This window comes from Streptomyces sp. NPDC017056, from assembly GCF_044332485.1.
GTDB lineage: Bacteria > Actinomycetota > Actinomycetes > Streptomycetales > Streptomycetaceae > Streptomyces.
Genome location: NZ_JBIRPD010000010.1, coordinates 124,731 through 145,032, shown reverse-complemented (window position 1 = coordinate 145,032; position 20,302 = coordinate 124,731). Strand labels below are relative to the sequence as shown.

21 protein-coding genes are annotated in these 20,302 nt (G+C 72.9%); 15 read left to right on the top strand and 6 right to left on the bottom strand.

Going from position 1 to position 20,302, the window contains the following annotated elements:
* The first annotated feature begins 15 nt into the window (after positions 1 to 15).
* The 7 genes from glmS (at position 16) to ACH4OW_RS19705 (ending at position 7,195) form a co-directional block, all read left to right on the top strand.
* Positions 16 to 1,863, top strand: coding sequence for a glutamine--fructose-6-phosphate transaminase (isomerizing) (gene glmS / locus ACH4OW_RS19735; RefSeq protein ID WP_398029263.1), 1,848 nt, complete (start codon positions 16 to 18; stop codon positions 1,861 to 1,863).
* Complete coding sequence (locus tag ACH4OW_RS19730) at positions 1,860 to 2,228, top strand: holo-ACP synthase (protein ID WP_398029261.1); 369 nt, start codon at positions 1,860 to 1,862, stop codon at positions 2,226 to 2,228. Before glmS ends, ACH4OW_RS19730 begins: the two co-directional genes overlap by 4 nt.
* Positions 2,229 to 2,295: 67 nt before the next feature.
* Positions 2,296 to 3,723, top strand: a complete 1,428-nt coding sequence (locus tag ACH4OW_RS19725; protein ID WP_398029259.1) for an NAD(P)H-hydrate dehydratase — start codon at positions 2,296 to 2,298, stop codon at positions 3,721 to 3,723.
* Between the two features lie 105 nt (positions 3,724 to 3,828).
* The gene (gene alr / locus ACH4OW_RS19720; RefSeq protein WP_398029257.1) at positions 3,829 to 4,989 is read left to right on the top strand and encodes an alanine racemase; all 1,161 of its coding nucleotides are present in this window, start codon (positions 3,829 to 3,831) and stop codon (positions 4,987 to 4,989) included.
* The gene (locus tag ACH4OW_RS19715) at positions 4,986 to 6,230 is read left to right on the top strand and encodes an alpha/beta fold hydrolase (protein ID WP_398029255.1); all 1,245 of its coding nucleotides are present in this window, start codon (positions 4,986 to 4,988) and stop codon (positions 6,228 to 6,230) included. The genes alr and ACH4OW_RS19715 overlap by 4 nt, the downstream gene beginning before the upstream one ends.
* Positions 6,231 to 6,295: 65 nt before the next feature.
* On the top strand, positions 6,296 to 6,832 hold the full coding sequence (gene tsaE / locus ACH4OW_RS19710) for a tRNA (adenosine(37)-N6)-threonylcarbamoyltransferase complex ATPase subunit type 1 TsaE (protein WP_398029253.1): 537 nt from the start codon (positions 6,296 to 6,298) through the stop codon (positions 6,830 to 6,832).
* Positions 6,833 to 6,982: 150 nt separating this feature from the next.
* Entirely contained in the window at positions 6,983 to 7,195 is a 213-nt protein-coding gene (locus tag ACH4OW_RS19705; protein WP_360124438.1) for a hypothetical protein, read from the top strand.
* A 36-nt stretch (positions 7,196 to 7,231) separates the two neighbouring features.
* Here the strand turns inward: ACH4OW_RS19705 and ACH4OW_RS19700 are convergent, their stop codons facing one another.
* Positions 7,232 to 7,798 carry a hypothetical protein gene (locus tag ACH4OW_RS19700; protein WP_360124435.1) on the bottom strand — a complete coding sequence of 189 codons (567 nt, stop codon included), beginning with the start codon at positions 7,796 to 7,798 and terminating at the stop codon, positions 7,232 to 7,234.
* Positions 7,799 to 7,884: 86 nt separating this feature from the next.
* Between ACH4OW_RS19700 and tsaB the strand changes: the two genes are divergently transcribed.
* The 6 genes from tsaB to ACH4OW_RS19670 all read left to right on the top strand — a co-directional run bounded on the left by tsaB (position 7,885) and on the right by ACH4OW_RS19670 (position 11,451).
* Complete coding sequence (gene tsaB / locus ACH4OW_RS19695) at positions 7,885 to 8,544, top strand: tRNA (adenosine(37)-N6)-threonylcarbamoyltransferase complex dimerization subunit type 1 TsaB (protein ID WP_360124432.1); 660 nt, start codon at positions 7,885 to 7,887, stop codon at positions 8,542 to 8,544.
* A gap of 53 nt (positions 8,545 to 8,597) precedes the next feature.
* A complete protein-coding gene (gene rimI / locus ACH4OW_RS19690) occupies positions 8,598 to 9,119 on the top strand; it encodes a ribosomal protein S18-alanine N-acetyltransferase (protein ID WP_398029494.1) in 522 nt (173 codons plus the stop codon).
* A complete protein-coding gene (gene tsaD, locus ACH4OW_RS19685; RefSeq protein ID WP_360124429.1) occupies positions 9,112 to 10,254 on the top strand; it encodes a tRNA (adenosine(37)-N6)-threonylcarbamoyltransferase complex transferase subunit TsaD in 1,143 nt (380 codons plus the stop codon). The genes rimI and tsaD overlap by 8 nt, the downstream gene beginning before the upstream one ends.
* 120 nt (positions 10,255 to 10,374) lie before the next feature.
* Positions 10,375 to 10,731 (top strand): hypothetical protein, encoded by a 357-nt coding sequence (locus ACH4OW_RS19680; RefSeq protein ID WP_398029492.1) that lies wholly within the window; start codon positions 10,375 to 10,377, stop codon positions 10,729 to 10,731.
* Positions 10,728 to 11,000 (top strand): hypothetical protein, encoded by a 273-nt coding sequence (locus tag ACH4OW_RS19675; protein ID WP_398029249.1) that lies wholly within the window; start codon positions 10,728 to 10,730, stop codon positions 10,998 to 11,000. Before ACH4OW_RS19680 ends, ACH4OW_RS19675 begins: the two co-directional genes overlap by 4 nt.
* 85 nt (positions 11,001 to 11,085) lie before the next feature.
* On the top strand, positions 11,086 to 11,451 hold the full coding sequence (locus tag ACH4OW_RS19670; RefSeq protein ID WP_398029247.1) for a hypothetical protein: 366 nt from the start codon (positions 11,086 to 11,088) through the stop codon (positions 11,449 to 11,451).
* Between the two features lie 5 nt (positions 11,452 to 11,456).
* Here the strand turns inward: ACH4OW_RS19670 and ACH4OW_RS19665 are convergent, their stop codons facing one another.
* From ACH4OW_RS19665 to ACH4OW_RS19645, 5 genes are read right to left on the bottom strand one after another with little or no spacing between them, the layout of a single operon-like run.
* Positions 11,457 to 12,662 (bottom strand): methyltransferase domain-containing protein, encoded by a 1,206-nt coding sequence (locus ACH4OW_RS19665; protein ID WP_398029245.1) that lies wholly within the window; start codon positions 12,660 to 12,662, stop codon positions 11,457 to 11,459.
* 52 nt (positions 12,663 to 12,714) lie between these two features.
* Entirely contained in the window at positions 12,715 to 14,232 is a 1,518-nt protein-coding gene (locus ACH4OW_RS19660; RefSeq protein ID WP_398029490.1) for an FtsW/RodA/SpoVE family cell cycle protein, read from the bottom strand.
* Positions 14,233 to 14,282: 50 nt separating this feature from the next.
* Entirely contained in the window at positions 14,283 to 15,566 is a 1,284-nt protein-coding gene (locus ACH4OW_RS19655) for an LCP family protein (RefSeq protein WP_360124420.1), read from the bottom strand.
* A 55-nt stretch (positions 15,567 to 15,621) separates the two neighbouring features.
* Complete coding sequence (locus ACH4OW_RS19650; RefSeq protein WP_398029243.1) at positions 15,622 to 17,007, bottom strand: sensor histidine kinase; 1,386 nt, start codon at positions 17,005 to 17,007, stop codon at positions 15,622 to 15,624.
* The gene (locus ACH4OW_RS19645) at positions 16,997 to 17,677 is read right to left on the bottom strand and encodes a response regulator transcription factor (protein ID WP_398029241.1); all 681 of its coding nucleotides are present in this window, start codon (positions 17,675 to 17,677) and stop codon (positions 16,997 to 16,999) included. Before ACH4OW_RS19645 ends, ACH4OW_RS19650 begins: the two co-directional genes overlap by 11 nt.
* A 570-nt stretch (positions 17,678 to 18,247) precedes the next feature.
* Here ACH4OW_RS19645 and groES point away from each other — a divergent pair.
* Positions 18,248 to 18,556, top strand: a complete 309-nt coding sequence (groES, locus tag ACH4OW_RS19640) for a co-chaperone GroES (RefSeq protein ID WP_019329594.1) — start codon at positions 18,248 to 18,250, stop codon at positions 18,554 to 18,556.
* Positions 18,557 to 18,659: 103 nt separating this feature from the next.
* Complete coding sequence (gene groL, locus ACH4OW_RS19635; protein ID WP_360124412.1) at positions 18,660 to 20,282, top strand: chaperonin GroEL; 1,623 nt, start codon at positions 18,660 to 18,662, stop codon at positions 20,280 to 20,282.
* The last annotated feature ends 20 nt before the right edge of the window (positions 20,283 to 20,302 follow it).

The following is a 20,302-nucleotide window of genomic DNA, read 5'->3' as shown; positions in this document are numbered from 1 at the left end:
CCGTAGGCTGCCTCCATGTGCGGAATCGTGGGTTACGTGGGCGGCCGGTCCGCCCTGGACGTCGTTCTCGCCGGGCTGAAGCGGCTGGAGTACCGCGGCTACGACTCGGCCGGGGTGGCCGTACTGGCCGACGGGGGGCTGGCGGCGGCCAAGAAGGCGGGCAAACTCGCCAACCTGGAGAAGGAACTGGCCGACCGTCCGCTGCCGGCCGGCGCGACCGGGGTCGGGCACACGCGGTGGGCCACGCACGGCGGGCCGACCGATGCCAACGCCCACCCGCACCTGGACAACGCCGGGCGGGTCGCCGTCGTCCACAACGGCATCATCGAGAACTTCGCGGCCCTGCGCGCCGAACTGGCGGAGCGCGGGCACGCGTTGGCCTCCGAGACCGACACGGAGGTCGTCGGGCACCTGCTCGCGGAGGACTTCTCCTCCTGCGGGGATCTGGCCGAGGCGATGCGCCAGGTGTGCCGCCGGCTGGAGGGCGCGTTCACGCTGGTGGCGGTGCACGCGGACGCGCCTGATGTGGTGGTCGGCGCCCGCCGCAACTCCCCGCTGGTGGTGGGCGTGGGCGAGGACGAGGCGTTCCTCGCCTCGGACGTGGCGGCGTTCATCGCGTACACCCGGGAGGCCGTCGAACTGGGCCAGGACCAGGTCGTGGAGGTGCGCAGGGACGGGGTGACGGTCACCGGCTTCGACGGCGCGCCGGGCGAGGTGCGGCACTACCACGTGGACTGGGACGCGTCGGCCGCCGAGAAGGGCGGCTACGACTACTTCATGCTCAAGGAGATCGCCGAGCAGCCGAAGGCCGTCGCCGACACGCTGCTGGGCCGGGTGGACGCCTCCGGGGTGCTCTCGCTGGACGAGGTGCGCATCCCCGTATCGGTGCTGCGCGAGGCCACGAAGGTGGTGATAGTGGCCTGCGGCACGGCCTTCCACGCCGGGATGATCGCCAAGTACGCGATCGAGCACTGGACGCGCATCCCCTGCGAGGTGGAGCTGGCGAGCGAGTTCCGCTACCGGGACCCGATCCTGGACCCGCGCACGCTGGTCGTCGCCATCTCGCAGTCCGGCGAGACGATGGACACGCTGATGGCGGTGCGGCACGCCCGCGAGCAGGGCGCGAAGGTGCTCGCGGTCTGCAACACCAACGGCTCGACGATCCCGCGCGAGTCGGACGCCGTGCTGTACACCCACGCGGGCCCCGAGGTGGCGGTCGCCTCGACCAAGGCGTTCCTGACGCAGCTGGTGGCCTGTTACCTGCTCGCGCTGTACCTGGGCCAGGTGCGGGGCACCAAGTGGGGGGACGAGATCCGGGCCGTGGTGCGTGAGCTGGCCGAGATCGGCACGCAGGTCGAACAGGTCCTGGGCACGATGGAGCCGGTGCGGGAGCTGGCGCGCAGCCTCTCGGACCAGAACACGGTGCTGTTCCTGGGGCGGCACGTGGGCTACCCGGTCGCCCTGGAGGGCGCGCTGAAGCTCAAGGAGCTCGCGTACATGCACGCGGAGGGCTTCGCGGCGGGCGAGCTGAAGCACGGTCCGATCGCCCTGATCGAGGAGGGCGTGCCGGTCGTCGTGGTGGTGCCGTCGCCGCGCGGGCGGTCCGTGCTGCACGACAAGATCGTCTCGAACATCCAGGAGATCCGGGCCAGGGGAGCGCGCACGATCGTGATCGCGGAGGAGGGCGACGAGACGGTCGTCCCGTACGCGGACCACCTCGTACGCATCCCGCGCACGCCCACCCTGCTCCAGCCCCTGGTCTCCACGGTGCCGCTCCAGGTCTTCGCCTGCGAACTGGCCACCGCGCGCGGCAACGAGGTCGACCAGCCGCGCAACCTCGCCAAGTCGGTGACGGTCGAATGATCATCGGGGTGGGGATCGACGTCGCCGAGATCGACCGCTTCGCGGCGGCCTTGGAACGTACGCCGGAGCTGGCCGGCCGGCTGTTCGTCGAGGCGGAGCTGACGCTGCCGAGCGGCGAGCGGCGGGGCGCCGCGTCGCTCGCGGCGCGGTTCGCCGCCAAGGAGGCGGTGGCCAAGGCGCTGGGTGCGCCCGGCGGGCTGCGGTGGACGGACGCGGAGGTGGCGGTCCTGGAGACCGGGCAGCCGATACTCAGGATCAGCGGGACGGTCGCGGCCAGGGCGGCGGAACTCGGCGTCCGCTCGTGGCATGTGTCGCTCAGTCACGACGCGGGCGTGGCCTCGGCGGTGGTGATCGCGGAGGGGTGAGCGGTGCCCGTGGGGCGGCCGGGCGAGCCGGAGGAATGTTGTTGCCGCCCGGGGTGAGACTGGGGGCATGAGGACTGCATTCAGCGTGGATGTCGTGCGGGCTGCCGAGCGGGACCTGATGGCGCGGCTGCCCGAGGGAGCCCTGATGCAGCGGGCCGCCGCCGGACTGGCGGTGGCCTGCGCCGACCTGCTGGGACGGGTGTACGGGTCCCGGGTCGTGCTGCTCGTGGGCAGCGGCGACAACGGCGGCGACGCGCTGTACGCGGGCGCCAGGCTGGCCCGGCGCGGCGCGGGCGTACGCGCCGTCCTGCTGTCGCCCGACCGGGCCCACGCGGGCGGCCTGGCGGCGCTGCGGACGGCCGGTGGCCGGGTGTCGGGCGACGCCCTGGCCGACATCGCGCGCGCCGACCTGGTCGTGGACGGCATCGTCGGCATCGGCGGCAAGGGCGGGCTGCGCCCGGAGGCGGCCCGGCTGGCCGACGCGGCGCGGCAGTCCCTGGTGGTCTCCGTCGACCTGCCGAGCGGCGTGGACGCGGACACCGGGGAAGTGGCGGGCGACGCCGTACGGGCCGACGCGACGGTGACCTTCGGCGCGTACAAGCCGGGGCTGTTCATCGACCCGGCGCGTGAGTACGCGGGCGCGCTGCGCCTGGTGGACATCGGTCTGGAGCTGCCCGCCGAGGCCGAGGCCGAGGCGTTGCAGTACGCCGACGTGGCGGACCTGCTGCCCCGCCCCTCGGCGGAGAGCGACAAGTACCGGCGCGGCGTCGTGGGCGTGGTGGCGGGCTCCGCGCGCTATCCGGGCGCCGCGGTGCTGGCCGTGTCCGGGGCGCTGCGGGGCGGCGCCGGGGCCGTACGGTACGTGGGCCCGGCGGTCGACGCCGTCCTCGCGCAGTTCCCGGAGACGCTCGTGCACGCCGGCCCGCCCTCGAAGGCGGGCCGCGTCCAGGCGTGGGTCATCGGCCCCGGCATCGGCGACGACTCCGACGCCATGGCGGACGTCCTCGACTCCGATGTGCCGGTCCTGGTGGACGCCGACGGGCTGCGCTTCCTGGACCCCGCGCGGGTACGGGACCGGGGCGCGCCCACCCTGCTGACGCCGCACGCGGGAGAGGCCGCCGCACTGCTCGGCGCCGACCGTACGGAGGTCGAGGCGGCCCGCCTGCACTCCGTGCGGGAACTGGCCGGGCGGTACGGCGCCACGGCCCTCTTGAAGGGCTCCACGACCCTCGTCGCCGACGCGGCGGGCGGCCCCGTACGCGCCAACCCCACCGGCACGGGCTGGCTGGCCACGGCCGGCAGCGGCGACGTGCTGTCCGGCCTCACCGGCTCGCTCCTGGCCACCGGCCTGCCCGCGCGCGACGCGGCTGCCGCCGGCGCGTATCTGCACGGCCTCGCCGCCCGGCTGGCGGCCGCCCCGGACGGCGCGCCGATCCTGGCGACGGACGTGGCGGGGGCGCTGGGGGAGGCGTGGCGGGAAGTGCGCCGGCACTGAGGGGGCCCTGCCGCCGGGCGCCGGCCGGCACCCCGCCCACCTCGCCCGTAACAACCGGCGCACATACCCCGTCGGCCCGATCATCCGTCCTGAGACACTGGGCGGATGAACCAGACAGCCACGCGCGCCCGCGCGGCCATCGACCTCGCCGCGGTGCGCTCCAACGTGCGCGCGCTGCGGGCCCGCGCGCCCCGGGCCGAGCTGATGGCCGTGGTGAAGTCCGACGGCTACGGCCACGGTGCGGTGCGGTGCGGCCGCGCCGCGCGGGAGGCCGGGGCGACATGGCTGGGCACCGCCCTCCCCGAGGAGGCGTTCGCGCTGCGCGCCGCGGGCGACACCGGCCGGCTGATGTGCTGGCTGTGGACGCCGGGCGGGCCCTGGCGGCAGGCGGTCGAGGAGGACGTCGACGTGTCGGTCAGCGCCCTGTGGGCGCTGCGCGAGGTCTCGGACGCGGCGCGGGCGTGCGGCCGTACCGCCCGCGTCCAGCTCAAGGTGGACACCGGCCTGGGCCGCAGCGGCTGCCAGCCCGCCGACTGGCCCGAGCTGGTCGCCGCGGCTCGCGCGGCGGAGGCCGAGGGCGCGATCCGGGTCACCGGCGTCTGGTCGCACTTCGCCTGCGCCGACGAGCCGGGCCACCCCTCCATCGACGCCCAGCTCGCGGTCTTCGCCGAGGCGCGCGCGGTGGCCGAGCGCGCGGGCCTGGACCCGGAGGTGTACCACCACGCCAACACCCCGGCGCTGCTCAGCCTCCCCCAGGCGCACTTCGACCTGGTCCGCGCCGGGATCGGCGTCTACGGCGTCTCGCCCAGCCCCGAGATGGGCGTGCCGGAGGACTACGGGCTGCGGCCGGTGATGACGCTGGAGGCGTCGCTCGCGTCGGTCAAACAGGTGCCGGGCGGCCACGGCGTCTCGTACGGGCACCACTACACGACGTCCGGCGACACCACGCTCGCCCTCGTCCCGCTCGGCTACGCCGACGGCATCCCCCGGCATGCGTCGGGCAGCGGACCGGTCCTGGTTGCGGGCAAATGGCGCACGGTCGCCGGAAGAATCGCGATGGATCAGTTTGTGGTCGATCTTGGCGGGGACTCGGCCCAGGTGGGAGACGTGGCTGTGCTGTTCGGCCCGGGCGACCGGGGCGAGCCGACCGCCGAGGACTGGGCGCGTGCGACGGGCACCATCGGGTACGAAATCGTCACGCGGATCGGTACCCGGGTGCCACGCGTCTATGTTGACGAGCGCGCGGACACGGGGAGCGGTACATGAGCGACAGGACGGGGGCGGCCACCGACACCGCGATCGACGCGGTGGACGCGGCGGCGGAAGCGGCCACGGCGGTCGGCAGCTGGACACGGGCGGGACGGCACGCGGGCATCGCGGGCGCCGCCATCGGAGTGGTGGCGGCGGGCGCCGCGGCGGGCGTGGCCATCGAGCGGCTCACGGTCGGCCGGGGCATGCGGCGCAAGGCGCGGCTCGCGCTGGATTCGGCGGGCCCGTACGGGACGCTGCGCGGCACGCCGGGCACGGCGGTGGCCGAGGACGGCACCGAGCTGTACTACGAAATCGACGAGCCGGGGGACGGCAAGGGCGGCGGAGCGCGCCGCAAGCGGCTGCGGGGACTGCTGGGGCGCCGCTCCGAAGCGCCCACGGTCGTCTTCAGCCACGGCTACTGCCTGAACCAGGACTCCTGGCACTTCCAGCGCGCGGCCCTGCGCGGCGCGGTGCGCAGCGTCCACTGGGACCAGCGCAGCCACGGCCGCTCGGAGCGCGGCAGGGCCCAGCGCGACGGCTCCGAGCGGGTCACCATCGACCTGCTGGGCCGGGACCTCAAGGCGGTGCTGGACGCCACCGTGCCCGAAGGGCCGATCGTGCTGGTCGGGCACTCCATGGGCGGCATGACGGTGATGGCGCTGGCCGACCAGTTCCCCGAGTACGTGGCGGAGCGGGTCGTCGGCGTCGCGCTGATCGGCACCTCGGCAGGACGGCTGAGCGAGGTCGCCTTCGGGCTGCCGTCCCTGGGCGTCAAGGCGTTCCACAAGCTGGCGCCGGGCGTGCTCAAGGCGCTGGGCGCGCAGAGCGAGCTGGTCGAGAAGGGCCGGCGGGCGACGGCCGACCTCTTCGCCGGGCTGGTCAAGCGCTACTCGTTCGGTACGCCGAAAGAGGTGGACCCGGGGGTGGCGCGGTTCGCGGAACGGATGATCGAGGCGACGCCGATCGACGTGGTCGCCGAGTTCTTCCCGGCCTTCGCCGTGCACGACAAGACCGAGGCGCTGGCCGCCTTCGACCCCGTGCCGGCGCTGGTGCTGGCCGGCGACCGCGACCTGATCACCCCGTCCGACCACAGCGACGCCATCGCCGGGCTGCTGCCGGCCGCGGAGTCGGTGTGCGAGCCGGGCGCGGGCCACCTGGTGATGCTGGAGCGCCCCGAGGTGGTCACCGGCCACCTGGAGACGCTGATCGAACGGGCCGCGGCGACGGCGGCGGGGGCGCGCTCGGCGCGGGCGTAGCGGGCGGCTCCCGCGGCTCGCGGGCGGGTTCGGAATGCCGGCGGGGTGCGCCGTACCATCGGCGCATGAGCGCCACCGAGACATCCGTGCACGTAACCGTCAAGTCACCCGACCAGATGCGGGAGTTGGGCCGCAGGCTGGCCGGACTGCTGCGGCCGGGGGACCTGGTGCTGCTGACCGGGGAGCTGGGAGCGGGCAAGACGACGCTCACCCGCGGGCTGGGCGAGGGCCTCGGCGTGCGCGGCGCGGTCACCTCGCCGACGTTCGTGATCGCGCGGGTGCACCCGCCGCTGGCCGGCGGCCCGGCGCTGGTGCACGTGGACGCGTACCGGCTCGGCGGCGGGCTCGACGAGATGGAGGACCTGGACCTCGACGTGTCGCTGCCCGAGTCGGTGGTGGTCGTGGAGTGGGGCGACGGCAAGGTCGAGGAGCTGTCCGAGGACCGGCTGCACGTGGTCATCGAGCGCGCCGTGGGCGCGGACGCGCCGGGCCTGGCCGCCGGCGACGAGGTGGCGGACGCGGACGACGTGCGCGAGGTCGCGGTACGCGGCGTCGGCCCCCGCTGGACGGCCGCGGACCTGACGGCGCTGGCGGCGTCCTAGCTCCGGTCCCGCCGGCCGCCCCCGTAGTTTCCGACAAGCCGTCGGGAAGATGTTGCGCGCGCGGCGCCGAACGTGGTCACATGGGTGAAGAGAGAGCCGGTTAGGTCTGCCTAACTACGCCCGGTTGCCCAGGAGCCACGGGAGGCATCCATGTCGGCCCACCAGCCCGCCACCGCAGCGGTACGGCGCGACGGACGTGGTGCGTCCGAGCCGACGCCGACCATGAACCAGCTGCTGGCGGCGTGCGCCGCGGCCAGCGCGGTGTCCACGCCCCCCGAGCCGCCCGCCCGTGCGGAAGCGACGGAAGCGGACACGGAGGACGGCGCACCGAAGGACGGCGACGGCGCGCGCAACGCCGCGTAGAAACCCCGTTCAGGACCCGGCCACCGGGACAGCCCCTCAGGGAACGACGACGACCTTCGTCTCGCCCAGCGCGAAGTCCCACATCGCGGCGCCGTCCTCACGGGACTCCCGGATGCCGCCCGTCTTCTTCTTCGCGTTCGGGTCGGGCATCGAGCCGTCGACCGCCGCGCTGAAACCGATCACTACGCCGTCGGCGACCGTGAAACGCACCACGTGCTCGATGGGGATGCCGTCCGAGCCCTTGACCTTCAACGTCCGCCCCTTGACCTTGTACGTCCCCGGCGCGGGGGAGACGCTGCTCGGCGTGACCTCGTAGGTCCGCTTCACCTTGCCGTCCCCCGTGACCAGCCACACCCGCTTCGCGCCCAGCGCGTAGACGACCCGCTCGCCTTGGCCCGAATCGGCGGGCGGCGCGGCCTCGGGCTTCGGCTGCCGCGCGCCGTCCCCGCCCTTGCCCGGCTCCGGGCTCGCGGAGGACGACGGGTGCTTGCCGGCGGTGCTGTGGTCCGGGGCCGAGGCGGACGCCTGGTAGGCGAGGAACCCCACGGCGGCGAGCGCAACCGTGGTCAGAGCGGTGACGATCGAGCTGCTCTTTGCGGACACCGCCGTGCCACCTTTCGTACGCGCGTGACTACGGGTGACGGTAGCACCCGGCAAGGCATCCACCGCCGCGCCGTAGTCTTGAAGGCGTGCTGCTGCTTGCTCTGGACACCGCAACCCCCGCCGTCACCGTCGCCGTCCACGACGGCACGCGCGTCCTCGCCGAGGAACGCCAGGTGGACGCCCGCCGGCACGGCGAACTGCTGCTGCCCGCCGTCGACCGGGTGCTCGCCGAGGCCGGCGTGAAACTCGACGCGGTCAGCGACATCGTCGTCGGGGTCGGCCCCGGCCCCTACACGGGCCTGCGGGTCGGGCTCGTCACCGCCGCGACCTTCGGAGCCGCCCTCGGCGTACCGGTGCACGGCCTGTGCACGCTGGACGGCATCGCGTACGCCGCCGGCCTCGACGAGCCGTTCCTGGTGGCCACGGACGCCCGCCGCAAGGAGGTCTACTGGGCGCGCTACGCCGACGCCCGCACACGGCTCACCGAACCCGCCGTCGACCGCCCCGCGGACATCGCCGCCGAGGCCGGCGCGCTGCCGTCGGTGGGCGCCGGCGCGCTGCTGTACGCCGACACCTTCACCGGCGTACGCGACGGCGGCCCCGAGCACCAGTCCGCGGGCGCGCTCGCCGCGCTGGCCGCGGAGAAGCTGGCGCGCGGGGAGGAACTGCTGCCGCCGCAGCCGCTGTACCTGCGCCGCCCGGACGCACAGGTGCCCGCCAACTACAAGGTGGTCACCCCGAAGTGACGGCACGGGTGGCAGCCGCGGAGGGCACACGGGACGGCGCCGTACTCCGCGAGATGCGCTGGTGGGACATCGCGCCGGTCCTCGACCTGGAGCGCGAGCTGTTCCCCGAGGATGCCTGGTCGGCGGGGATGTTCTGGTCCGAGCTGGCGCACGCGCGCGGCCCCGCCGCCAACCGCCGCTACCTCGTCGCCGAACTGGACGGCCGCCTGGTCGGCTACGGCGGCCTCGCCGCCGTCGACGGCACCGGCGACATCCAGACCATCGCCACCGCCCGCGACCAGTGGGGCTCAGGACTCGGCGCGCGGCTGCTGACCGAGCTGCTGTCCGCCGCGACCGCCTTCGAATGCGCCGAGGTGCTGCTCGAAGTACGCGTCGACAACACGCGGGCACAGCGCCTGTACGAACGGTTCGGCTTCGAACCGATCGGATTCCGGCGCGGCTACTACCAACCGGGCAACGTGGACGCCCTGGTCATGCGCCGCACCACCGAGTCCCCCTCCGAAACTCCCTCCGAATCCCCGGACCACACCCCCTCCTCCCCGTCCCCCGCACAAGGAACCCGGACCCATGGCTGACGAACCCCTCGTCCTCGGCATCGAGACCTCCTGCGACGAGACCGGCGTCGGCATCGTGCGCGGCCACACGCTCCTCGCGGACGCCGTCGCCTCCAGCGTCGACGAGCACGCGCGCTTCGGCGGCGTCGTACCGGAAGTGGCCTCGCGCGCGCACCTGGAAGCGATGGTCCCCACCATCCAGCGCGCCCTCAAGGAGGCCGGCGTCGCGGCGTCCGACCTCGACGGCATCGCGGTCACCGCCGGCCCCGGCCTGGCGGGCGCCCTGCTCGTCGGCGTCTCGGCCGCCAAGGCGTACGCCTACGCCCTCGGCAAGCCGCTCTACGGCGTCAACCACCTCGCCTCCCACATCTGCGTCGACCAGCTCGAACACGGCGCGCTGCCCGAGCCGACGATGGCCCTGCTGGTCTCCGGCGGCCACTCCTCCCTCCTGCTCGCCCCCGACATCACCTCCGACGTACGCCCCCTCGGCTCGACCATCGACGACGCGGCGGGCGAGGCGTTCGACAAGGTCGCGCGCGTCCTGCACCTGGGCTTCCCCGGCGGCCCGGTCATCGACCGCTACGCACGCGAGGGCAACCCGGACGCGATCCGGTTCCCGCGCGGCCTGACCGGCTCGCGCGACCCGGTCTACGACTTCTCCTTCTCCGGCCTCAAGACCGCCGTCGCCCGCTGGATCGAGGCCAAGCGCGCCGCGGGCGAGGAGGTCCCCGTCGCGGACGTCGCGGCGTCCTTCCAGGAGGCGGTCGTCGACGTCCTGACCCGCAAGGCGGTACGCGCCTGCAAGGACAACGGCGTCGACCACCTGATGATCGGCGGCGGCGTCGCGGCCAACTCCCGCCTCCGCGCGCTGGCCCAGCACCGCTGCGAGAAGGCGGGCATCACCCTGCGCGTCCCCCGCCCCAAGCTCTGCACCGACAACGGCGCCATGGTCGCCGCCCTCGGCGCCGAAATGGTCGCCCGCAACCGCCCCGCCTCCGCCTGGGACCTCCCGGCGGACTCGTCCCTCCCGGTGACGGAACCACACGTACCGGCGCCGGACCACGACCACGGAAGCCACGGCCACACGCACACCCATGGCCACAACCACGACCACGACCACTTCCACGAGCTGAGCAAGGACAACCTGTACTCGTAGGGGCGCGAGCGCCGCGGCAGGTTCCATGACACCTGCCGCGCCACTCGTTCGCATGAAGCATCCCGGTTCCCGCTGGCTACTCTGGGCCCACGGCCCAGAATCCCGCCCATGGGAGAACCGATGACCGCCAGTGCCTCCGAGCGCCCCCTCATCCCCCAGCCGCCGGCGTCCATCACGCTGCTGCGCGAAGCCGTGGCGCAGATCGCCCCCGCCGCGCTGCCCGCGTTCGCCCGCGAGCTCTCCCGGGCCGCGGACCAGGCCCGGCAGGGCTCCGATCTCCTGCCGTTGCGGCGCTTCACGGCCCAGTGGGCCGTCTACGTGCACATTCAGCGTCATCCCAAGATCGCTGCCAGGTTCCGGGAGCTGGAGGACCTGGCCCAGGCCACCGACAACGCGGACGAGGCCCGGAGCGCCGCGGCCGAACTCGGCCGCATCCTTGACGCCGCCCACGCCGCCGTGGCGCAGGAAGCGTCTTGAAGGAAACCTGGGAGTGGGAGTACGACCCCGACTTCCAGCATGTGGCGGGAGGCTTGCCGGCCGAGGTGGTGGCCGAGGTCGAGCACTTGGCCGGCCAACTCGTCGAACTGGCCGATGTGGGGGTGGACATCACCGACATGGGCGACGGGCCTCGCCCCGGTGGGATGCGCCGGATGGATGCAGCCGGCGGGTACTTTTTCTTTCTCCCGGCTCCCCGGAGCAAGCTGCTGGTGGTCACGCGCATCGTTCCGCCATTCGGGAGCCTTTGAGGGAGCGCCCTGCCCTCCCCTTGCCCTGGCCCCACGTCATACCCTGGCCTAGAACAAATGCAGGCATACAGGGGGGCGGCAGGCCGTGAACTGGATCTGGTGGGTGTTCGCGTTTTTCATGGCGGGGGGTTTCGCCAAGGTCGCGGACGTCGGGCGGAAGGCGATGAGTACGCGGCACGCGCGCAAGATGGAGCGGCTGGAGGGCGCGCGGCAGGAGCGGCTGGAGCTGGAGGCGGCGCAGCGGCCGCCGGAGGCGGTGTGCGGGTGTACGCACCATCTCGCCAAGCACGACAAGCAGGGCAAGTGTCATGAGACGGTCCAGGTTCCGACGGCTTGGGACGCGGAGAAGAAGCCGGTCGCGTACGAGCCGGGGCAGTGCACCTGCCAGCAGTACGTCGGCCCGCAGCCGCTCTCGCAGGTGTACGCGGAGCAGCTGACGGACCTGGCGTAGCCGCGTCAGGCGGCGGGGGCTTCCCGGCCCAGCAGCATCGTGGGGGCGCCCGCGACCCGCGTCAGGAAGATGACGCAGGAGTGCGGTCCGGAGAGTTTCAGTTTCTTGCGCAGGTCGTCGGGTTCGACGGCCGAGCCGCGCTTCTTGATGACGGCGACGCCGATGCCGCGTTCGCGCAGCAGCGCCTTGAGCTTCTTGACGTTGAACGGCAGCGTGTCGGTGATCTCGTAGGCGCCGGCGTACGGGGTCGGCCGGTGCTCGTCCGCGGTGACGTAGGCGATGGTGGGGTCGATCAGGCGGCCGTCGACCTGCTGGGCGACCTCGGCGACGAGGTGGGCGCGGATGACGGCGCCGTCCGGTTCGTACAGCCAGCGGCCGACCGGGCCGGGTGCGGGGTCGGGCAGGCCGGTGCCGTGCAGGGTGTGTCCGGCGGGGAGCAGGGTGGCGCCGCGCGCGCCGGGGGTGGTGCCGAACCACAGGACGGCTTCCTTCACGTCGCCGCCGTCGGAGATCCATTCCGCCTCGGCCCCGTCCGGGATGATTTCGTGCGGGATGCCCGGCGCGATCTTGAGGGCCGCGTACGGGGCCGTACGGGCGGCCTCGACGGCCCAGGACAGCGGCGGCGAGTACGCCTCGGGGTCGAAGATCCGGCCGCCGCGGCCGCCCCGGCCGCCGCGCCGCGCCGGGTCGACGAAGACCGCGTCGTACCCGGCCGTGTCCACTTCGGTGACATCGGCGCAGCGCACCTCGATCCGGTCTGCGAGCCCCAGCGCTTCGGCGTTGGCGCGGGCCGCCGCGCAGGTCAGCGGGTCGCGGTCGACGGCGAGGACGTGGATGCCGGCGCGGGCGAGCGCGATCGCGTCGCCGCCGATGCCGGAGCACAGGTCGGTGAGGGAGCGGACGCCGAGGGCGGCGAGGCGGGCGGCCCGGTGGCGGGCGACGGTGCTGCGGGTGGACTGTTCGACGCCGTTGGGCGTGAAGTACATGCGTGCGGCGTCCGCGCCGAACTTCGCCGCGGCGCGCTGCCGTAGCCGCGCCTGGCCCAGCGCGGCGGAGACCAGCTGCGCGGGGTGGTCGCGCCGCAGCCGGGTCGCGGTCGCCAGCTCGTCGGCCGGGTCGTGGTCGCGCAGTTCGGCCAGCAGCGCCTGCCCTTCGGGCGTGTGCAGCGCGGAGAAGGAGTCGAGGTCGTTCGCCTGGTTCACCTGGCCCATTGTGGGCCAGGGGGCGGGGAGAGCGGCGGGGTGGTGGTCCGGGCGAAACGCCCTAGCCGCGTGTGCGGCGGGCGCGGCGTCCGTGGCCGGCGTCTGCCCGGCCCGCGGGCCCCGGCAGCGCCGCCTCCACGCGCGGCGTGGCCTGTGTCGCGTCCGGGTCGGCCACCCGCGCGCGCCGTCCACGCGCGCCGCCCCGCCCGCCCGGCAGCGCCGCCACCGGCTCGCGCCGCCGCTGCGCGCTGTCGCTGATACGGATGAGCAGCGCCACCATCACCCAGTTCGCGACCAGTGACGACCCGCCCTTGGCCAGGAACGGCAGCGCCTTGCCGGTCAGCGGTATGAGGCCGGTGACGCCGCCGGAGACGACGAAGACCTGGAGGAGCAGCGCGCCGGCCAGGCCCACGGCCAGCAGCTTGCCGAAGGGGTCGCGGGCGGTGAGGCCGACGCGCAGGCCGCGCTGTGCGAGCAGGACGTACAGGAGCAGTACGGCCATCACTCCGGCCAGGCCCAGTTCCTCGCCGACGGTGGTGAGGATGAAGTCGCTGTTGCCGGCGAAGCCGATCAGTTCGGGGTGGCCCTGGCCCAGGCCGGTGCCGCCGATGCCGCCGCTGCCGAAGCTGAACAGTGCCTGCGCGGCCTGGTCGGACTGGAGGCCCGGGGGTCGCTCGCTCTTGGGCAGGAAGATGTCCATGGGGTGCAGCCAGGCCATGACGCGGCCTTTGACGTGCGGTTCGGTCGTGCCGACGACGGCGGCGCCGACCACGGCCATGGCGAGGCCGCACAGCACCCAGCTGGTGCGTTCGGTGGCCATGTAGAGCGTGATCACGAAGAGGCCGAAGAAGATCAGCGAGGTGCCGAGGTCGCGTTCGAAGACCAGCACCAGGAGGCTGATGATCCAGATGGTGAAGATCGGCCCGAGTTGGCGGCCGGGCGGTAGCTGGACGCCCAGGAAGCGGCGTCCGGTGAGCGCGAGCGCGTCCCGGTTCGCGGTCAGGTAGCCGGCGAAGAACACCGCGATCATGATCTTCACGAACTCGCCGGGCTGGAGCGACAGCGGTCCGACGAAGATCCACCGCTTGGCGCCGTACGTGTCGCCGGGAAAGAACGCCGGGGCCATCAGCAGCACCAGCGCGACCGCCATCGTCAGATAGATGTAGCGCTGGAGGAAGCGGTGGTCGCGCAGCAGCATCAGCACGGCTATGCAGACCGCCACCCCGATCACCGTCCACACCAGCTGGCCGCCGGCGGCCGGGGCCATGTGCAGGCTGGGCTTGGCCGCGTACGTGTAGTCGAGGCGGTGCAGCAGCACCAGGCCGATGCCGGTGAGCAGGGTGGCGAGCGGCAGGATCAGCGGGTCGGCGCGCTGCGCGAAGCGGCGGATGACCAGGTGCGGGACGAGCGCCATGAAGAACATGGCGGCGGCGAAGCGGGGGAGTCCGGCCGGTAGCTGACCGTTCATCGACAGGCCGGTGTACGCGTACCCGAAGACCGTGATCAGGACCGCGAAGCCGAGCAGCCACATCTCCGTACGCCGCCGGTCGGGGGCCTGGGCCAGGGCGGCGAACGTCATCGTGCGCTCGGCGTCGCTCTCCGGCCCCTCGGGGGGCCGCAGCGAGCTCGTCAGTCCACGCACGGGATGCCTCCGCCATCGATCATGGGAGCCGTCTGCCCGGAACCTTGCGCCCCGGAACCGGACTCGGCCGTCGAGGAGGAAGACGAGGGGGCCGGTGACGGGGTTCCCGCAGGTGAGCGAGGTGTGACGGGTCCGGCACCCGGACCGGAAGAGGCATCGGGCGAGGTGGCGGCGCCTGCGCCGGGCCCGATCTGCCGGGCGACCAGCCGTCGAATCTTGTCCGGATCCACCCGGTTCACGTCCTCCCCGTGATGCTTGGCGAACCCCTCCACGGGCAGCGTGCTGAATCGTACGTTCCCGCCCGAAAGGTTCTTCGCCTGCCTGACAAACGACAGCAGGTCCCAGCCCTCGTCGATCACCAGGTCCTGCTTGGCGACGTCCATCAGTCTGACCAGCCGCAGCGGGTCGGTGAAGGTGCCGGCCGAATTCAGCTTGTGCGTGGCGGAGGCGAGGAACGCCTGCTGGCGGCGCGTACGGTCCAGGTCGCCCGCGGGCAGGCCGTGCCGCTGCCGTACGAAGGCCAGCGACTGCGGCCCGTCGAGCGTCTGCCGCCCGGCCGGGAAGTCGGCCCCCGAATACCGGTCCCGCACCGCGTGCTTCAGACACACCGGTACACCGTCGAGCGCGTCCGCGATGTGCAGGAACCCCACCAGGCCGACCTCGGCGAAGTGGTCGACCGGCACGCCGAGGAAGTTCCGTACCGTCTCGATCTCCGCCCGGCGGCCCGCCTCCCGCCCCTCGCGCTCCAGCCGGTGGCGGTCGGTGACGCCCTGCCGGGCGAGCCGTTCCTCCGCCGCGGCCTTGGCCAGCCCGTACGCCTTCTTGATCTTGTCCTTGCCGTGCCCTGGGATATCCACCAGGTCGTCCCGCGGAATCGAGAACGCGGTGGCCCGCCCCCCACCCCCGGGCACGTGCAGCAGGATCAGCGTGTTGGTGTTGTACCCGCCGACGTCGGACGAGGCGCCCGCGTGCAGCTTCTCCAGGACGTCCGCCGGCAGGTCGTCGCCGTTCTGGTCCCTGCGGCTGTCCAGCCCCATCAACAGGATGTTGACCGCCCCGCCGGACGACTTCGGCGCGCCGTCCCCGAGCGCCCGCGACGAGCCGATCCGCCCGGCCAGGTCCCGGTAGACGTACCAGCCAGCCCCGGCGGTGCACAGCAAGAGCACGGCGGACAGCAGCACCAGCACGCGCACGACGCGGCGCCGCGGTCTGCGCCGACGCCCCTGCGGGCGGAGTACGTCCGGGGCGGTGAACCTGCGACGTGGCCTCATCCGAACAGGCTGGCCGGGCGGCGCTGAAAGAAGTCTGAAAGTCCTGAAAGCGCGTTCAGGACCGCGCGGGCACGGGAAGGGCGGCCACGAAACGAGCGCCGGACCGGCCGTCCGCCCGGCCCCGCACGGTCAGGTCCCCGCCGTGCGCGCGGGCGATCTCTCGCGCGATCGCCAGGCCCAGCCCGGTACCGCCGCTCTCCCGGTCGCGCGCCGCGTCGAGGCGGGCGAAGCGTTCAAAAACCTGCTCCCGGCCCGCCTCGGGAACACCCGGCCCGTCGTCCTCGACCGCCAAGAACCCCGACCGGCCATCGGCCCACGCCACGACCCGCACCTCCGACGCCGCATAGCGCAGCGCATTGTCGACCAGATTGGTCAGCAGCCGCTCCAACTGCGCCGGATCACCCCGCACCGGCACCGGCTCGCCCGCCACGACCACCAGCCGCGGCCCGCGCGCCCCCGGCCGCCGCGCGGCCTCCTCGGCGGCGAGCAGCGCCAGGTCCACCGGTTCCGCGGCCCGCGGGGCATGCGCGTCGAGCCGGGCGAGCAGCAGCAGGTCCGCGGCGATCCGCTGAGCGGCGCGCACGGTATGCGGAAGCCCACCCGGCACAGCGGCCGCGAGAGCCACCTCCAAACGCGAACGCACCGCCGCGATCGGGTTCCGCAGCTCGTGCGAGGCGTCGGCGACGAACTGGCGCTGCCGGGTGACGGCCCGTTCCAGCCGGTCCAGGGTGGCGTTGACCGTACGGGCCATCAGCGCGATCTCGTCGGCGCCCGCCGGGTCCGGCACCCGCCGGTCCAGCTCGCTCTCGCTCACGGCGGCCAGTTCCCGCCGGATGGCGGTGACCGGGCGCAGCGCGAGCCCGGTGACCGCCCAGGCGATCACGGCGGCCAGCGCGATCAGCGGCGGGGCGCTGGCGAGCAGGGCGACGCCGATGGCGTGCGTGGCGTCGTCCACGTCCGAGAGCACCGTCACGGCGTACACGTACCGCTCCTGCCCGCTGCCGCCGGCCGGCGCGGCGCGCACCACGACCACGTCCGCGCGCGAGCCGCCCGCGGCGGCCGCCGGGGCGCCGGTGACGACACGGTCGGCGGAATCCTGCCCGTACGGCGGCCGGAAGCCCGCCAGCCCGGCGGCGAGCGGATCGGCGGAACGCAGACTCGTGGCGACGACCCGGCCCGTCGCGTCGAGGACCAGCACCAGGTCGACGCCGTCGGCCGGCGAGGACAGCGCCTCGGGGAGAGCGCCGGTGTCCGCCTGCGCCGCGACCTTGCGGGCGGCGACCTCGGTACGGCTGGTGGTGTTGTCCAGGAGGTTGGCGCGCAGCATCGCGTAGAGCCAGCCGCCGCCGACGGCCAGCACGCAGGCCATGGCCAGGGCGGCGGCCGCGGCGGCGCGCCCCCGCATGGAGCGGAACCCCGGCGCCCGGGGGTCAGTCGTCACCGGGCGCCATCCGGTACCCCCTGCCGTGCACGGTACGGATCGAACGGCGGCCGAACGGCGTGTCGATCTTCCTCCGCAGGGAGGAGACGTACACCTCGACGATATTGGGATCGATGTCGGCCGGCGAGTCCCAGACCTCGTCGAGCACGTCCCGCTTGGCGACCGCCTGCCCGTCGCCCGCCATGAGGCAGCGCAGTACGGCCAGTTCGCGGGCGGTCAGCTCGACGTCGGTGTCACCACGACGGCAGCGACGCGCGTCCGCGTCCAGGGTGAGATCGCCGCACTGGAGCGTACGGGGGCGCTCGGCGGCCCGGCCGCGCCGGGTGAGGGCACGCAACCTGGCAAGCAGCACGACGAAGGAAAACGGCTTGGCCAGGTAGTCGTCGGCCCCCGCGTCCAGGCCCTCGGCCACGTCGTACTCGCCGTCCTTGGCGGTCAGCATCAGTACGGGCGTCCAGTCGTCCTGCCGCCGCAGCCGCCCACAGATCTCGAACCCGCTGGGCCCGGGAAGCATGACGTCCAGCACGATCGCGTCATACGCCGCGGTAAGCGCGAGCTCCAGCCCACGATGACCGTCAAGGGCAACATCCACCCAGTGCCCGTCAGCCCCCAGCCCCCGCCGCAACGAGTCGGCCAGCCCTTCTTCATCCTCGACGACGAGTATGCGCATGGGCCCATTGTGGAGGTTTGCCCCACACCGACGGCGCCCTCACCACCTGGCTGCTGCGCTACTGGTGTCTTTCCCTCCCCCACCCCCACTCGCGCGGGGCTGCAAAACCGGCCGGAGGGGACGTGCAGGGGGGTGTCCCCGCAGCCGACAGCTCGCTACACCAGGTTCAGCGTTCAAGACATGGTTCGCGCGAGTGCGGTGAGGAGATACCCCCCTGCGCGGCCCCGACCCACAACGAAACCAGCGCAACCCCGCGCGAAGCGCGAACCGCAACCCCGCGCGACAGCGCAAAGCCGCGCGCAGCGCGTCAACGTTCTGACAAGAGGGTTGCGCCCCCAGGCACCTGGGCAAGGAGGCCAGGGGCCACCCACACACGCAACACGCGCCGCAAGGCACATTGGCACTCCGCTTGACCGAGTGCTAACCGCGTCATAGTCTCGGCTCTGGCACTCTCCACCGGGGAGTGCCAAACACAGCGACGGGCAGGTCCGGCACCCGCGACGACGGATCCACCTGGTCGCCACCTCAGACAGTTAACCCCGTGAGATCTCCGAAGGGGGAGGTCGGATCGTGACGACCGCCAGCTCCAAGGTTGCCATCAAGCCGCTTGAGGACCGCATCGTGGTCCAGCCGCTCGACGCCGAGCAGACCACGGCTTCGGGCCTGGTCATTCCGGACACTGCCAAGGAGAAGCCCCAGGAGGGCGTCGTCCTGGCCGTGGGCCCGGGCCGCTTCGAGGACGGCAACCGTCTTCCGCTCGACGTATCCGTCGGCGACGTCGTGCTCTACAGCAAGTACGGCGGCACCGAGGTGAAGTACAACGGCGAGGAGTACCTCGTTCTCTCGGCTCGCGACGTGCTCGCGATCGTCGAGAAGTAATTCACCGAAGATTGCCTTGATCTGCGCCCCTGGTTCCCGCGTCTAAACAACCGGTCGCCCGGGGCGCAGTTCGTTGGAGAGAACGACTAAGGACACGAAACTCATGGCGAAGATCCTGAAGTTCGACGAGGACGCCCGTCGCGCCCTTGAGCGCGGCGTCAACAAGCTGGCCGACACCGTGAAGGTGACGATCGGCCCCAAGGGCCGCAATGTCGTCATCGACAAGAAGTTCGGCGCCCCCACGATCACCAACGACGGTGTCACCATCGCCCGCGAGGTCGAGGTCGACGACCCGTACGAGAACCTCGGCGCGCAGCTGGTGAAGGAGGTGGCGACCAAGACCAACGACATCGCTGGTGACGGCACCACCACCGCCACCGTGCTGGCCCAGGCGCTGGTCCGCGAGGGTCTGCGCAACGTCGCCGCCGGTGCTTCCCCTGCCGCCCTGAAGAAGGGCATCGACGCCGCGGTCAAGGCCGTGTCCGAGGACCTCCTCGCGACCGCCCGCCCGATCGACGAGAAGTCCGACATCGCCGCCGTCGCCGGTCTGTCCGCCCAGGACAAGCAGGTCGGCGAGCTGATCGCCGAGGCGATGGACAAGGTCGGCAAGGACGGTGTCATCACCGTCGAGGAGTCCAACACCTTCGGTCTGGAGCTGGACTTCACCGAGGGCATGGCCTTCGACAAGGGCTACCTGTCGCCGTACATGGTCACCGACCAGGAGCGCATGGAAGCCGTCCTGGAGGACCCGTACATCCTCATCCACCAGGGCAAGATCGGTTCGATCCAGGACCTGCTGCCGCTGCTGGAGAAGGTCATCCAGGCCGGCTCCTCCAAGCCGCTGCTGATCATCGCCGAGGACGTCGAGGGCGAGGCCCTGTCGACGCTGGTCGTCAACAAGATCCGCGGCACCTTCAACGCCGTCGCCGTCAAGGCGCCCGGCTTCGGTGACCGCCGCAAGGCGATGCTGGGCGACATGGCCGCGCTGACCGGCGCGACCGTCATCGCCGAAGAGGTCGGCCTCAAGCTGGACCAGGCCGGTCTGGACGTGCTGGGCACCGCCCGCCGCGTGACCGTCACCAAGGACGACACCACCATCGTCGACGGTGGCGGCAAGTCCGAGGACGTCGAGGGCCGCGTCAACCAGATCAAGGCCGAGATCGAGTCCACCGACTCGGACTGGGACCGCGAGAAGCTCCAGGAGCGCCTGGCGAAGCTGGCCGGCGGCGTCTGCGTGATCCGCGTGGGTGCGGCCACCGAGGTCGAGCTCAAGGAGAAGAAGCACCGTCTGGAGGACGCCATCTCCGCGACCCGCGCCGCGGTCGAGGAGGGCATCGTCTCCGGTGGTGGCTCCGCTCTGGTGCACGCCGCCAAGGTGCTGGAGGGTTCGCTCGGCAAGGAGGGTGACGAGGCCACCGGTGTCGCCGTCGTCCGCCGCGCCGCCGTCGAGCCGCTGCGCTGGATCGCCGAGAACGCCGGTCTTGAGGGCTACGTCATCACCTCGAAGGTGGCGGAGCTGGACAAGAACCAGGGCTTCAACGCCGCGACCGGCGAGTACGGCGACCTGGTGAAGGCCGGCGTCATCGACCCGGTCAAGGTCACCCGTTCCGCGCTGGAGAACGCCGCGTCGATCGCGTCGCTGCTGCTCACGACCGAGACCCTGGTCGTCGAGAAGCCGGCCGAGGAGGAGCCCGAGGCCGGTCACGGTCACGGCCACGCCCACTGAGGCAGCTCACCGCCGTTCGA